The following is a 14,241-nucleotide window of genomic DNA, read 5'->3' on the forward strand; positions in this document are numbered from 1 at the left end:
TGCTTGTCACAGGCGGCCAGCCAACGCGCGGTCCGCACTCGAAATTCCGGTTCGGGCCGGCGCTTCCGCCGGCCCGGGACGGTTCTTATTTGAAGAACTCGCCGGCCTGTTCCGGCGTCACGGTCGCCGTGACGGACCAGTAACCGGGCTTGCCTTCTGCAGCCTTGATATTGTCAGCAAGGTTTTCGTTGCTGACGAAGGGGATCGGAATATAGATGGCGTTGCCATAGGTGCCGCCAAAGATACCGTCCTTGAATTCCTTGCCCTGAAGCTTCAGGACAGCGACATTGAGCGCACTGGCCATCACGCCGGGCGGATTGACCGAGGCGCCGGAGTTGAATTTTTCCTTTTCCCAGCGGGTCATGAAGTCCTTGCGGATTTCACCGGTCGCAGCAATGTCCTTGGTCTTGCCGGCGGCTTCGATGGCGCGCCACGCGCCGTCGGCCATGCCGTCCTGCACCCAGACACCGCTGATGTCGGGATAAGTGGCAAGCAGGTTCTGCATGGCCTGCTGCCCCTGCGCCTGATCCCAGCTCGCATTGGCTTCGTTCAGCACCTTGATGTCAGGATATTTCTTGAACACTTCGCGATAACCGGCGACGCGGGCTTCGTTTGCCGGATTGCCCGCGATACCGTTGATGGCGACGACGCTTCCTTTGCCCTTCAGCGCATCCGCCAGCCATTGCGCCGACTGCGCGGCCCATGCCTTCTGGTCGATACCGACATAAATCGCATCCTTGGAGGACACTTCGGCGTCGGTTGCGATGACGAGGATGTTGCGCGCCTTGGCCTGCGCGAAGATTGGATCGAAGGCGGTCGGGCTGCCAGGATTGATGAGGATCGCATCAACGCCCTGGTTCATGAAATTTCGGATATGACCGATCTGCCCCTGCACGTCGACATTGCCGCTCTGGACGACAACCTCGACCTTGACGCCCTTTTCGCCCCACGCCTTCGCGGCAGCCTGAGCTTCCTCGATCATCTGCGTGCGCCATTCGCTGCCGACGAAAGAATTGGAAAGACCGATCTTGAAACTCTGTTCCTGCGCGTGCACGGACGTGCCCGCCGCCAGCACCATCGCGGTAGCAGCCAACAAATGTCTAAACATGAAAACTTGCTCCTCCAAGCAACGGATATCAACTATGAAACCGTTTACATCAGCGAATGTAACCGTTTTCATAAGTGAGTCAATCCCGAGATTGATTTTTGTCGAGCGGTCTGAAAAAGTCCCGGAAGCGGCCGGCGCAACTGTCGGAAACGCGCGAGAATGAAGCGCGTGGCGGAGACCGGAGGCAGGGCTTCACAGAATGCGGAAAGCGATGACCCCGCCCTGCCCTGTGGGCGACGGCAGGCCCCGCGCTTCCCGCCGGCCTGGAACATCAGTCAGGAGAATGACCATGGAAATATTGCGCGCAGGAACACGGGCATCGGCAAAAGGCCCCGCGGCCTGGTTCACGGGCACGGTCCGCATCGATCCGCTCTTCAACCCTTTCGATGCAGAGCGGGTGCAGGGCGCTCAGGTTACCTTTGAACCCGGGGCGCGAACGGCATGGCACACCCATCCCCTCGGTCAGACGCTGATCGTGGTTTCCGGTCTCGGCCGGGCGCAGCGTGACGGTGGCCCGGTGGAGGAAATCCGCCCCGGTGATATCGTCTGGTTCGCACCGGGCGAGAGGCACTGGCACGGGGCCGCACCTGATGTGGCCATGACCCATATCGCGCTTCAGGAAGTCAAGGACGGCAAGGTGGTGGACTGGCTGGAACAGGTCTCCGACGATGAGTATGACGGTTGACCCGGCACCGGACGAGGGCGGCTGCCGTTCAGCAGCCCGCGCCTGTTCAAGGGGATGGCGGAGCCGGGGCTACGGCAGCGCCGCGCTCAGCCCATCCGCTCCGAGACATATTCTCCCGGCGAGGCGGGGAAAACCACGGTCCTGTTGCCATTCAGGAAAACCCGGTGGTGGATATGGGCATGTATCGCGCGCGCCAACACCTGGCTCTCCACGTCGCGGCCGAGTGACACATAATCCATCGCGCTCTGTGCATGGGTTACCCTGATCGTGTCCTGCTCGATGATCGGCCCTTCATCGAGATCGGCGGTGACGTAGTGGGCGGTTGCTCCAATCAGCCGTACCCCGCGCTCATAGGCCTGCTTGTAGGGATTTGCGCCCTTGAATGATGGCAGGAAGGAATGGTGGATGTTGATGATGCGGCCCGACATTTCCTGGCACAGCCGGTCCGACAGAACCTGCATGTAACGGGCGAGAACGACGAGTTCCGCGCCAGTATCCTGCACCACCTGCAGGATTTCCGCTTCGGCTTCCGGTTTTGTCTCAGGCGTGACGCGGATATGATGAAACGGAATGTCGTCGTTCACGACCTGCTTCTGATAATCGAGATGATTGGATATCACCGCGACGATCTTCACCGGCAATGCGCCGATGCGGGAGCGATAAAGCAGATCATTAAGGCAATGACCGAAGCGCGACACCATGATCACCACTCTGGTTTTGCGGGAAAGGTCGTGGATGTCGTATTGCATGTCGAAGTCGACGGCGACCGGACCAAAACCCTCGGCGAGAGCGTCCCGCTCCAGCCCCTGCTCCGAAACGAAGCTCAACCGCATGAAAAAACGGCCGGTTTCCTGATCGGTGAATTGCGAGCTGTCATTGATATTGCAGCCGGACCGCGCGAGATATCCGGATACGGCCGCAACGATGCCGCTGCGCGCCGGGCACGAGACTTTCATGACATAGGTGGTCAAATCCTGCTCCCCTTGGTGGATCAGCTCCTGGACGGTTCTGAAACTGCAACGCGTTCACGCGGTTTCGGCGGCGAGCTCCCTGCAGCCGGTCTCAAGCAGATGGCCGAGATGCGACGCGAAACTGTTCCAGATATCCATGCGGAACCGGTGTTCGGCATCTCGCCACAGCACCACGGACACGCCGTCGAAAATCGTCCGGCGTCCCTCGCCAACGGCAATCGTGTCGATGTCGCGGGCGCAGCCCAATGTCAGCAACTCAGCAGCCCGCGGACCTTCGATTAACATCGTCACTTCACGGCCGGAAATGTCGACAAGACTGTGCGGAAGGTCGGCATAAACGTCTGCGCAGGCCGCGATCAGCCTGTTGATTTCGGCCGTCGGTGCAACGACGGTCCACTCGTCGGGACCAAGGCGCAGAACTTCAATCTCACCGGAAGCGGCGCGGGCGCCGATCCGGTCGGGCAAGTCGAGGCCGAGGGCAGCGTTGAGCGGCGCCAGATCGCCGCGCGCACGCAGCGAAAACCGGGCTTGTGCGGCCGAGATGCTGACCCGTGCCGCTTTGCTTTCGGCAAGCACGCCGGAAACGGAGGAGGAAACGCGCATGTTCATTGTCGGCTCCGGGTCAGATTTTAAGGCGGGTGTTTTCGGGATCGACAAAGACCATCCCGGTGATTTTTGCGGCAATGGTGCGGTCCAGCATGGGAATGTAGACGGTCTCGCCCATCCGCTCATGGCCGCCTTCCACGAGAGCCAGCGCGATCGGCTGGCCAACGGCATCCGAATGGTAGGATGACGTTACGTGGCCAACCATCTTCATCGGGATCGGCTGTTTCGGGTCGAAGACGATCTGCGCGCCCTCTTCCAGCTTCGAACGGTCTTCCGTCAGTAGACCGACGAGATGGCGGCGCCCCTTGGCGACGAGATCGGGTCGCGCAAGACCGCGCTTGCCGACGAAATCGGGCTTGTTTTTGCCAACGGCCCAGCCCATCGCCGCATCATAGGGCGTCACCGTGCCGTCAGTATCCTGGCCAACGATGATGTAGCCCTTTTCCGCGCGCAACACATGCATGGTCTCGGTGCCATAAGGCGTGATCCCATATTGCTGACCGGCCTCCCACAGGATTTCCCAGAGCTTGCGACCGAGCGGTGCCGGCACATTGACCTCGAAGCCGATCTCGCCCGTGAAGCTGACGCGGAACAGCCGCGCCGGCATGCCGGCAACGGTGCATTCCACGCAGGACATGTGCGGGAAGGCCTCTTCCGTGAGCTCCACACCTTCCACCAGCGGCGCAAGCAGCTTTGCCGCGTTCGGGCCGTTTAGCGCAATGGTGGACCATTGCTCCGTGGTCGAGGTCAGCCAGACATTGAGATCGGGCCATTCCGTCTGGAGGTAATCCTCCATCATGTTCAGCACCCGGGCGGCACCGCCCGTGGTGGTGGTGACGTGGAAACGGTCTTCGGTCATGCGGCCGATAACGCCATCATCACGGATGAAGCCGTCATCGCCAAGCAGCAGACCATAACGGCAGCGACCGGCAGCCAGCTTTGTCCAGGGATTGGTATACATGCGGTTCATGAACTCGACCGCATCAGGACCGACGACCTCGATCTTGCCCAGCGTCGAGGCATCGAAAATGCCCACACTCTGGCGCACCGCCCGGCATTCGCGGCGAACGGCGGCATCCATATTCTCGCCAGGCTTTGGAAAATACCAGGCGCGACGCCATTGCCCGACCGGCTCGTAAACCGCGCCATGGGCCTCAGCCCAACTGTCGATCTGCGTCTTGCGCGTCACTTCGAAATGCGCGCCGCGGTGATAACCGGCGAAGGCACCAAAGGTTGTCGGCGTATAGGGCGGACGGAAGGTGGTGAGCCCAACTTCCGGCTGGCGTTTGCCCAGTGCTTCCGCAGCGATGTTGAGGCCGTTGATGTTGGACATCTTGCCCTGATCGGTGGCCATGCCATTGGTGGTGTAGCGTTTGACATGCTCGATGGAGCGCATACCCTCTCGCACGGCAAGCCGCAGATCCTTGGCGGTCACATCATTCTGGTAATCGACAAAGGCCTTGGCCTTGCCGGCATCGCGGTCGCTTGGTAGTTCCGTGTGCGATACACCGCTGCCGATGCGATCATGATCGACCGCATGGCTGGAAACATTGGCGTTCTTGCCAAGGGCTGCAACGACTTCACGGCCCCGTTCCGCACCGTCCTTCAGTGCGGCCTCGATGCCCCAAAGCCCGCGACCGGCGCCCGCTATCACGCAATCCTCGTTGGTGAGCGCTGGCAGGAAGGTCGTGCGCTCGTCATCCCAGGCAATCTTGCCCTGCGTGTGGGAAAAGAGATGCAGCGACGGCGTCCAGCCGCCAGACATCAACACGGCATCGCAGGCAATTTCCTGACCTGCGCCGACCGTGGAACCATTCACCGGATTGACGCGAACCGACTTGACGCGCAACCGCCCCGACGTCGCCGTGACCGTATGTGAGAGCTTGACCGGAATGCCGAGCGCACGCGCCTCGTTTACCAGCTCCTCGCGCACCTTGGCGCGGGTATCGACAATGGCCTGAACAGGTGCGCCAGCACCGTGAAGATCGAAAGCGGCATACCAGGCGCTGTCATGGCTCGTCACCACCACCGGCCGGTTACCGACCTTGACGCCATAGCGGTTGAGATAGGTCTGCGCGGAACCCGCGAGCATCACGCCCGGCCGGTCATTGCCGTGGAAAACCAGCGGCTTTTCCAGTGCACCCTGCGCCAGCACCACCTGACGTGCCCGGACGCGCCACAGGCGTTCGCGCGGCGTATCCTTCGGCACGGTTTCGAGATGGTCGGTCAGCTTTTCGCAAAGGCCGATCATGTTCTGGTGGTAATAGGCAATCGCCGTGGTGCGTGTCATCACCTTGACGTCCTGATCCTTCAGGGCCTTCAATTCATCAGCAAGCCAGGTCCATGCGGGCTTGCCATCGATCTTCGCCTGCGGTTCAGATAGCAGCGTTCCGCCGGCTTCGGCATTTTCATCGACCAGCACGACCTTGAGGCCATCCACCGCCGCCTCGCGCGCGGCTGCGAGACCGGCGGGGCCGGCACCGACAATCAACACATCGCAATGTAGGTTACGCGAGGCGTAGGTATCAGGGTCTTCTTCCGTCGGCGAAACGCCGAGACCCGCGGCCGCGCGGATGAAGGGCTCATAGACCTTGTTCCAGAAGCTCTTCGGCCACATGAACGTCTTGTAGTAGAACCCGGCCGAAAACAGCATATAGGCCATGTCATTGACAGCGCCGATATCGAATTTCAGGCTCGGATATTTGTTCTGCGAGGTGGTTTCCAGCCCGTTCCAGATTTCCTGCACCGTGGCGCGGGTATTGGGCTCGAACCGGCCGGCGCTGCGGCGGGTGCCGATCAGCGCATTCGGCTCCTCGGAACCCGCCGCCACCGGGCCGCGCGGGCGGTGGTATTTGAACGAGCGGCCCATGAGATGCACGCCATTGGCGAGAAGCGCGGAGGCGACGGTATCGCCCTTGACGCCGCGATAGGTCTTGCCGTCGAAGGTAAAGCTGACCGAACGGGAAGCATCCACCCGGCCCCGGCCGGAAACGCGATAGGAGTTCATTTCGACACCTCGGAGCTTGCGGTCAAGCGTGTCAGGGAGGACAGTTCAGGGCGCGGCTCACCCGCACGATAGGTCGTGAGGAAACGGTCACTTACCGTGTCGCGCACGGCGTTGAAGAAGCGGCCGCAACCATGCAGGTGCCGCCAGCGCTCGAAATGCGGACCTTTGACGTTTTCGCGGATGAACAGGAATTCTTCCCATTGCTCATCACTCTGCGACGAGGGATCAGCAGCGCGGACGACATGGGCCTGCCCGGCATAGGTAAACTCGGCTTCGGGCAGCGTTTCGTTGCAATAGGGGCAGCGGATCAAAAGCATGGTCGTTATCCTCAGTGCGCCACGGCGGCGGCGGCGGCCTCATCGATCAGGCGGCCGGAGCGGAAGCGTTCCAGCGTGAACGGCGCATTGATCGGGTGCGGTTCGTTTTTGGCGATGGTCCAGGCGAAGGTGTGGGCAGCACCCGGCGTGGCCTTGAACCCGCCAGTGCCCCAGCCGCAATTCACATAAAGACCAGCGACAGGGGTCTTGCCGAGGATGGCCGAGCGATCCGGCGTGACGTCGACAATGCCGCCCCATTTGCGCAACATCCGCATGCGGTTGAAGATCGGGAAGATTTCGACGATGGCGGCGATCGTATGCTCGATCAGCGGTAGGCCACCGCGCTGCGAATAGGACGTATACTGGTCCGTGCCCGAACCGATCACCAGCTCGCCCTTGTCCGACTGGCTGATATAGGCATGGACCGCATTGGACATGACAACGCAGGGGAAAATCGGCTTGATCGGCTCCGATACCAGCGCCTGTAGCGGATAGCTCTCGAGCGGCAGGCGGACACCGGCCGTATCCATGACGACAGAGGTGTGGCCGGCGGCCGAAACTGCGACCTTCTTTGCCTTGATGAAGCCCCTCGCCGTCTCGACACCGGCAACGGAACCGTCGGCGTTGCGGCGAATAGCGGTGACCGGGCAGTTCTGGATGATATCCACACCGCGGGCGGCGGCACCGCGCGCATAACCCCAGGCGACCGCATCGTGGCGCGCCGTGCCCGCACGCTCCTGCAATGCGCCCCCCATGACAGGGTAACGCGCATTAGGCGAAAGGCTCAACGGCGGGCAATATTCCTTGCATTCCTCAGGCGTGAGCCAGCGATTGTCGACACCGTTCAGGCGATTGGAATGGATATGACGCTTAAAGCTCTGCACGTCGTGAACATTATGGGCCAGCATCAGCACGCCGCGCCGCGAATACATGACGTTGTAGTTCAGTTCCTGGCTGAGATTTTCCCAGAGATCGACGGCGTGATCGTAAAGACGGGCGCTTTCGTCATAGAGATAGTTGGAGCGGATGATCGTCGTGTTGCGGCCGGTATTGCCGCCGCCGAGCCAGCCCTTGTCGATGACCGCAACATTGGTGATGCCGTGCTGGCTGGCCAGATAATAGGCCGCCCCAAGACCATGGCCGCCGGCACCGACGATGATCACGTCATATTCGGCCTTCGGCTGGCTGTCGGGCCATTGTTCTTCCCAGTTTTTATTGCCCGTCAGGGCATTCTTCAAAAGACTGAAAGCATTAAAACGCGTCATGATCGGACCCGACGGTTGGAAAATCTGTTGTCGTAAAAGCTAAGATCATTTGCCATCGCCCGGCTGGACAATCGCGTCTGTTTGCATGAATATTTGCGTCATGAAATCGCACGCCGCCAAAAAACGCCTCAGCGTCGCCTTCCTGCTTGCCGACCGCTTTACGCTGTCAGCCTTTGCGAATTTCGTCGACGTGCTGCGCTTAGCCGCGGACGAGGCGGACCGCTCCCGACCCATCCTCTGCGAATGGTCGGTGCTCTCCGGAACGCTCGGCAGTGTGCAGTCGAGCTGCGGCGTGAAAGTGCAGCCGGATACGCGGCTGAGCGATGCCGGTCACTACGACTACATCGTCGTTGTCGGCGGATTGATCAGCGATCACAGCGCCCTGCCGCCGGAAGCACTGCGCTTCCTGAAAGACCGCGCAACGGCAGGCGTTCCGATTGTCGGCCTCTGCACCGGCGTCTTCATCCTCCACGAAGCGGGGCTGCTCGATGGCTATCGCTGTTGCGTAAGCTGGTTCCACCACCAGGATTTTCTCGACCGTTTCGATACGGTTCAGATGATCTCCGACCAGATCTTCGTCATCGACCGCGACCGGCTGACCTGTTCGGGCGGCCATGGTGCCGCGCATCTGGCGGCTTTCCTCGTCGAGCGCCATGTCGGCCAATCCGCCGCCATCAAGAGCCTTAACATCATGATGATCGACAGCGCGCTGAGCGGTGAGAAACCCCAGCCCGGTCAGCAGAGCACACGTAAGGCCAGCGATCCCCTTGTCAAAAAAGCGATCCTGCGGATGCAGCAGAATATCGAGGTTCCCAAGACCGTGCTGGAACTGGCAAGCGACCTCGGCCTTGGCCGCCGCAGCCTCGAGCGGCGTTTCCTCAATGATCTGAAGGCCACGCCATCCAAGGTCTATCTGGAGCTCCGTCTCGACCGGGCGCTCTCGCTCCTGCGCACCACGCACGACCCAATCACCCAGATCGCGCTTGCCACCGGCTTTTGCGACGCACCCCACCTTTCCCGTACGCTTCGAACCGAGCGCGGTTTTACGCCCAGCGAATATCGCAAGACACAGGCAGGCCACACGGCAACCGAGGAAGAATTTGCCGTTGGCGTGCTGCTTCCACAATCCTGAATGTGGTTGCGCCGATCTTACGAACCGCCGCTTTCGAAGGTTACCCGTCATCACCGCAAGAACGGCACGACAGGTTTGCTCGATAAATTCAAGGCATACGGCTGGAATAATCGGGGACGATCATTTTCCGATAAAGGTGCCATGTAGAATGGCCGAGAACGGGCACGACAACCGCTAAACCGACGAATGCCGGGATCGTCCCGAGAACGAGCAGCGCAGCGACAATCAAGCCCCACAGCGCCACCGGAACCGGGTTGGCAAGCGTGGCACGGATGCTTGCATCCACCGCCGCGACCGCGCCGACATCCCGATCAAGCAGCAGAGGAAACGTCACCACCGTTGTCGCCAGCACGATGACGGCAAAAACGCAGCCAGCCAGATTGCCCCAGATGACGAGAGAGAGTCCTTGCGAGGTCATCAATACATCGGAGAGGAAGGTGGAGAGCGAAACCGGTGCCGTCGCCTCGAAATTCACGGAGTATATGCGCTGCGCAACAATCAGCCAGACGGCGAAAAGCGCAAGCAGCATGACGGCGACCGCGATGATCGACGGCAGTGCCGGAGAGTGACGAACCTCCAGCGCGTGCCGCCACGAACTATCCAACCCCTGTTCGCGCCGTCGACTGATTTCATAGAGGCCGATCGCCGCGACTGGGCCAATCAGTGCAAAACCCGACATCAGAGGATAGATCAGCGGCAGCATATTAGCGCCGGCACTCCACATCACCATGAAAACACCGGCGATCGGATACATGAGACAGAGAAAAAAATAATGGGACGGCTTTTCTTTAAAGTCCTCCAGTCCCAGCCTTAACGCGTCGGCTATATCTGCAATACCAATCTTGCGGACTTCCGGGCGGGCAAATTCGCCACTCGCACCGGCCATGACATGGAATGCCGTCATAGCACTTCTCCTCCTGCGCCATGATCCGGCTGGCAGTATGGGAACGCCCGGCGACTTTCACCCGTGCGTCAAACAGCAACCGGCCGACTTGTAATTTATCAAATTTCGTCGCCTTTGTCGCCTGTTCAATTCCACCCACTGGTCGCTCTACGCCAAGGGAGGTGTGACAGCTGTTGCCGAGGCGCCTTACCGCCCCCAGCAGCGGGCATTGTCTATGGCGCGTGCGAACCGGGCATGATCTTCGGCGCCGACTGATCCATCGGGCGCGAATATCTCGGTCTCGCGCCGCATGGCGGCGACATCTATGCCGCACAGTTCGGCCAGACCGAGCGCCGTCAACTCGCGCATGGCCGGCACGCAAATGGTCCGGCCGCTGGCTGCTGCCAGAAAACGGACAAAATAGCGGCTGTTCGACAGGCCGCCATCGATGGAGATCGTGTCGCCTATGGGAGCAACCGCCGATGCCGCTTCGATCAGCCGCGCCGTCAGCAGGGCAATGCCTTCCAGCACCGCGCGCACCATGTCACTCCGCTCGGTGGCGTGGTTCATACCGATGAACAGCGGCGCGGCGTGTCTGTCCCAATAAGGCGCGGCAAGGCCCGAAAACGCGGGTACGACACGCGAGACCACGGCGAATGGCCGATGGCCCCTCAAAACAATCGAGTTCGGCATTTTCAGCGTAGAAGCCAATCTTTCTCGCCCATTCGACCGCCGCGCCGGCATCATAGACGCCGCCTTCAATGGCAAAAACGGCACGCGCGCCCTGCATCTGCCAGGCAATTGTTGGCAGAAGCTCTCCCGTCGATGGGCGCCCGTTACCGGCAACGGACAACAGGAAGGCCCCCGTTCCGAAAGTTATCTTGCAATCGCCTGCCGTGCGGCAGCCGTGGCCATAAAGTGCGGCCTGCTGATCAACGATGGAAACGCGGATGGGCGTTCCCTCGATCGAGCCGAAGCCGCCGTCGACAGGGCCGACCATGGGCAGGCAATCCATCGTCACGCCATGCAGCGCGCAGAGCTCCGGACTCCAGTCTCCGGTTGAAAGATCCAGCAGCCCCGTGCGCGACGCCGTCGCAAGGTCGGTGCGGAAACAGCCCGTCAGCCGGTCCAGAAAGAACGCGTCGGTGGTGCCCAGCCGCAAACGCCCGGATGCCTTCGCCTCTGCCACTGCCGGATTGTGCCTGACCAGCCAGGCCAGTTTGCTGGCCGAAAAATACGGATCGAGAGGCAGCCCGCAAATCTCTTTCGAAAGATGTGTTGCCGAGGGCGGCAGGGCGGCCAGCGTTTGGGCGGTGCGGGCATCCTGCCAGACGATGACTGGCGAGAGCGCCTCACCGCTGACGGCATCCCACGCCAGACAACTTTCGCCCTGATTGGCGATGGCGATGGCGTCCACCGGCCCGGCGGCGGCGAGCACCGCGCGGATATTAACAAGCAGTTCTTCCGGATCATGCTCAACATGATTGGCGGCGGGGTGAAATTGTGCGTGACGCCGGCTGGCCACCACCTCCGCCGTGCCGCCATCGGTCACCACAAGGCACCGGGTTGACGTCGTCCCCTGGTCGATCGCCGCAATGCGCATCAACTGGTCTCCTGAAAATGAAAGGAAATCTGAGCCGCTTCAAACGCCGCAGCGGGAATGGGCACAAGCACACGGCGTTCAGGGAACCACTGGCCGGTCTTGCTCCACACTTCCTTTCCGTCGAGATGAAGCGAAAGCAGGCCTCGGACGCGCCTGGTGAAACGAAGCTGGAAGTCGCGAAAAGCCGGTCGTTTAAACCCGCCAGGCCGCAGCATGGCGGGGACTACCAGCTTGAGCGGTTCAGCGAACGTGACGAGAACGCCCGGCGCGCTGCAGGGTGCCCGGGCGAGATCGTTTGCCACCGCCGCGCCAACCCGACGGCCTTCGCGAAACGCCCAGCCGCCCGTTTCCACGGCCCGCAAGACATTTCCGCCGGCGAAGAAGATCGGATTGGCCCTTCGCCCGTCCTGGTCGATCAACGGCCCGGCACTGCCTGCCGCCATCTCTACCGGGGATGCATCGACAAGCGCCGCCTCCGGCGTGAACCGCCCGGTGAGCAGAACACCATCGCATTGAACTGTCAGGATACGACCATCCACCAGACGGATATCCGCCTCCTCGACCCGGCCGCGTCCGCGGATATCCGTGAGTGCGGCGCCACAATGAAAGGGCACCCCAACAACCGGCGGGAAGCATCGAAAAGGCCACCGCGCGAATGGATAACGTTCCGGCTCGATCATCGCCACCGGCCGGGCATGATGCGTAAGGCAGGTCAAAAGCGCAGAAAAGGAAACCAGTTCCGAACCGACGATCAGCGGCCTGCGAAATGGCATGATGCCGTGAAAGGCGACATAGGCTTGCAGCGTGCCGGTGGTGAGGACGCCCACCGGCCTGTCACCAGGCAGAAGCCGCGCGGAGCGTGGTTTTTCCCGCGCGCCCGTGGCCAGCACGATGCGCCGGGCCTTCAGTGTCTCGACGCCGCGTGCCGATGTCACCAGCAGCGTGCCATCCTGCCGCAGTTCGACCACGGAATGACCGGTGCGGATATCGATACCCGCTTCCTGCGCCTGCCGCTGCAGGCGTTGCGCATAAGCCGGGCCGAAATAGACGCGTCCGAATTCGCGCATGCCAAAGGGCGAATGCACGCAATGCCGGGTCGCGCCGCCGAGAGCGGGTTCACGGTCGAGGATCATCACGCGGGGGATACCGCGCGCTTTCAGCTCAAGCGCCGCAGCCACGCCCGCCGGACCACCGCCGACCACGATGACATCTGCATTCTCAAGGTTTTGATGCACGCGCTGAAACGGCTCCCCGGCGCTCATAGGTCCGCTCCCTCCCGGACGGAAAGCGGCGTTGCCAGACGGTCGCCGGTCATCGCGGCCAACCGCGCGTTGCAATAAAAGCCCTGACAGCGCCCCATGCCGGCGCGGGTACGCCGCCGCAGGCCTCCGAAATCGCCGGGTGGCACCGGGCTCAAAAATGTCGCCTCGATTTCCCTGCGGGTGACGAGTTCGCAATGACAGACGATTTCGCCGTGATCGGCACGCTGCCAGTCCCGCCCGCAGGTTTCGGTCAGATTGGGCATCGTCACTTTAGGGATTGAGGATGGCGGGTTAAAACGCGTACCGAAACCTTCGTGAAGCCTCAGCGCATGCTGCGCCAGTCCGAGCGCGGCACTGAGGCCCGTGGAGCGAATGCCGCCGAGCGTGATCGCCCGCCGGTCTGGCCGGGTGGAAATCCGGTAGTGCTTTTTTTCAGAGGCCGGGCGCAGACCGGCATAAACAGCCGTCACGGAAACGGAGGCCAGCGCGGGAACGATCTCCGCACCGCGTTCCAGCAGTCTTTCCAGCGTCGCCGTCTCGACCGTCGCGCGTTCGCGATCTTCCTGCTCTTCCGCCGTCGGACCGACAAGAACGTTGCCGAAGGCGGTCGGGCACACCACGATGCCCTTGGTGATTTCGGTCGGAACGGGCAAAACAATGCGCGGCACATACCGACGGGCAGCTTTATCAAGCACCACGAACTGCCCCTTGCGGGGCTTGATGGTGAAGTCGGGCGGAAATCCCAGACGTGCGTCGACGATATCTCCGAACAGCCCGGCGGCATTGACGACGCTGGCGGCAAATATAGTGCCTGCCGTCGTCTCTATCTGCCACACGCCGTCGAATGCACCGGACAGGACCTCCGCGTTGCGCAGCAGCTGGGCACCCAGCGCCACCGCCTGCGTGAGATAGCCGAGCGGCGCGGACCAGGGATCGATGATATGTTCGCCCGGAACGTCAAGTGCGGCGACAAGGCGGCCGGACAGGCCCGGCATGGCTTCACGGGCCTGCTCGGCCGTGCGTAACTCAAGCCCGGCAATGCCGTTGCGCCGCCCCTGTTCGGCGATCGCCTGCAGTTTTTCCGCTTCGCCCGGGTTCCAGGCGCAGACCAGTGCGCCCGTTTCGACGATGCTGAGACCCATCGGGCGATGAATGGAGAGATATTCCGCCCGGCCTGCCTTCACCAGTTCCAGCTCCAGGCTGCCTTCCGGCGCATCGAAACCGGTATGGAGGATGGCGCTATTGGCCTTGGAAGCGCCGGAGAGGATGTCGGGGCCTTTTTCGATCACCACCACCTTCGCACCGGCCAGTGCGAAACGGCGGGCGACCGCGCAACCGACGACACCGGCGCCAATGACGGCGACATCAAATTCCGTAGAGGGGGTCTCGGCCATGGGGTTAC

The 14,241-nt window shown here is 61.7% G+C and carries 11 protein-coding genes and 1 pseudogene; 2 read left to right on the forward strand and 10 right to left on the reverse strand.

Annotated features, from left to right (window positions below; all coding sequences use genetic code 11):
• Window positions 1-85: 85 nt before the first annotated feature.
• Window positions 86-1,108 carry a substrate-binding domain-containing protein gene (locus tag QE453_RS01720; RefSeq protein WP_309776251.1) on the reverse strand — a complete coding sequence of 341 codons (1,023 nt, stop codon included), beginning with the start codon at window positions 1,106-1,108 and terminating at the stop codon, window positions 86-88.
• Between the two features lie 289 nt (window positions 1,109-1,397).
• Between QE453_RS01720 and QE453_RS01725 the strand changes: the two genes are divergently transcribed.
• Window positions 1,398-1,793 (forward strand): cupin domain-containing protein, encoded by a 396-nt coding sequence (locus tag QE453_RS01725; protein WP_309776252.1) that lies wholly within the window; start codon window positions 1,398-1,400, stop codon window positions 1,791-1,793.
• Between the two features lie 86 nt (window positions 1,794-1,879).
• Here QE453_RS01725 and purU read toward each other — a convergent pair whose 3' ends face one another.
• From purU to QE453_RS01750, 5 genes are read right to left on the reverse strand one after another with little or no spacing between them, the layout of a single operon-like run.
• The gene (gene purU / locus QE453_RS01730; protein ID WP_004445401.1) at window positions 1,880-2,764 is read right to left on the reverse strand and encodes a formyltetrahydrofolate deformylase; all 885 of its coding nucleotides are present in this window, start codon (window positions 2,762-2,764) and stop codon (window positions 1,880-1,882) included.
• Between the two features lie 54 nt (window positions 2,765-2,818).
• On the reverse strand, window positions 2,819-3,373 hold the full coding sequence (soxG, locus tag QE453_RS01735) for a sarcosine oxidase subunit gamma family protein (protein WP_006698398.1): 555 nt from the start codon (window positions 3,371-3,373) through the stop codon (window positions 2,819-2,821).
• 13 nt (window positions 3,374-3,386) lie between these two features.
• A complete protein-coding gene (locus QE453_RS01740) occupies window positions 3,387-6,377 on the reverse strand; it encodes a sarcosine oxidase subunit alpha (RefSeq protein WP_006698399.1) in 2,991 nt (996 codons plus the stop codon).
• Complete coding sequence (locus tag QE453_RS01745) at window positions 6,374-6,694, reverse strand: sarcosine oxidase subunit delta (protein ID WP_004445406.1); 321 nt, start codon at window positions 6,692-6,694, stop codon at window positions 6,374-6,376. The genes QE453_RS01740 and QE453_RS01745 overlap by 4 nt, the downstream gene beginning before the upstream one ends.
• Before the next feature lie 11 nt (window positions 6,695-6,705).
• Window positions 6,706-7,959 carry a sarcosine oxidase subunit beta family protein gene (locus QE453_RS01750; RefSeq protein ID WP_006698400.1) on the reverse strand — a complete coding sequence of 418 codons (1,254 nt, stop codon included), beginning with the start codon at window positions 7,957-7,959 and terminating at the stop codon, window positions 6,706-6,708.
• Between the two features lie 85 nt (window positions 7,960-8,044).
• Here QE453_RS01750 and QE453_RS01755 point away from each other — a divergent pair, with 85 nt between their 5' ends.
• Window positions 8,045-9,091 (forward strand): GlxA family transcriptional regulator, encoded by a 1,047-nt coding sequence (locus tag QE453_RS01755; protein ID WP_006698401.1) that lies wholly within the window; start codon window positions 8,045-8,047, stop codon window positions 9,089-9,091.
• An 88-nt stretch (window positions 9,092-9,179) separates the two neighbouring features.
• Here QE453_RS01755 and QE453_RS01760 read toward each other — a convergent pair whose 3' ends face one another.
• The 4 genes and pseudogenes from QE453_RS01760 to QE453_RS01775 all read right to left on the reverse strand — a co-directional run bounded on the left by QE453_RS01760 (window position 9,180) and on the right by QE453_RS01775 (window position 14,233).
• Window positions 9,180-9,995, reverse strand: coding sequence for a DUF2189 domain-containing protein (locus QE453_RS01760; protein WP_309776253.1), 816 nt, complete (start codon window positions 9,993-9,995; stop codon window positions 9,180-9,182).
• Window positions 9,996-10,181: 186 nt separating this feature from the next.
• Window positions 10,182-11,577 (reverse strand): annotated as a pseudogene (locus tag QE453_RS01765) (FGGY family carbohydrate kinase).
• On the reverse strand, window positions 11,577-12,839 hold the full coding sequence (locus QE453_RS01770) for an FAD-dependent oxidoreductase (RefSeq protein WP_309776254.1): 1,263 nt from the start codon (window positions 12,837-12,839) through the stop codon (window positions 11,577-11,579). The pseudogene QE453_RS01765 and the gene QE453_RS01770 overlap by 1 nt, the downstream one beginning before the upstream one ends.
• On the reverse strand, window positions 12,836-14,233 hold the full coding sequence (locus tag QE453_RS01775) for an NAD(P)/FAD-dependent oxidoreductase (protein ID WP_309776255.1): 1,398 nt from the start codon (window positions 14,231-14,233) through the stop codon (window positions 12,836-12,838). Before QE453_RS01775 ends, QE453_RS01770 begins: the two co-directional genes overlap by 4 nt.
• Window positions 14,234-14,241: the final 8 nt, after the last annotated feature.

The sequence above is a fragment of the Agrobacterium sp. SORGH_AS_0440 genome (assembly GCF_031453135.1).
GTDB lineage: Bacteria > Pseudomonadota > Alphaproteobacteria > Rhizobiales > Rhizobiaceae > Agrobacterium > Agrobacterium pusense.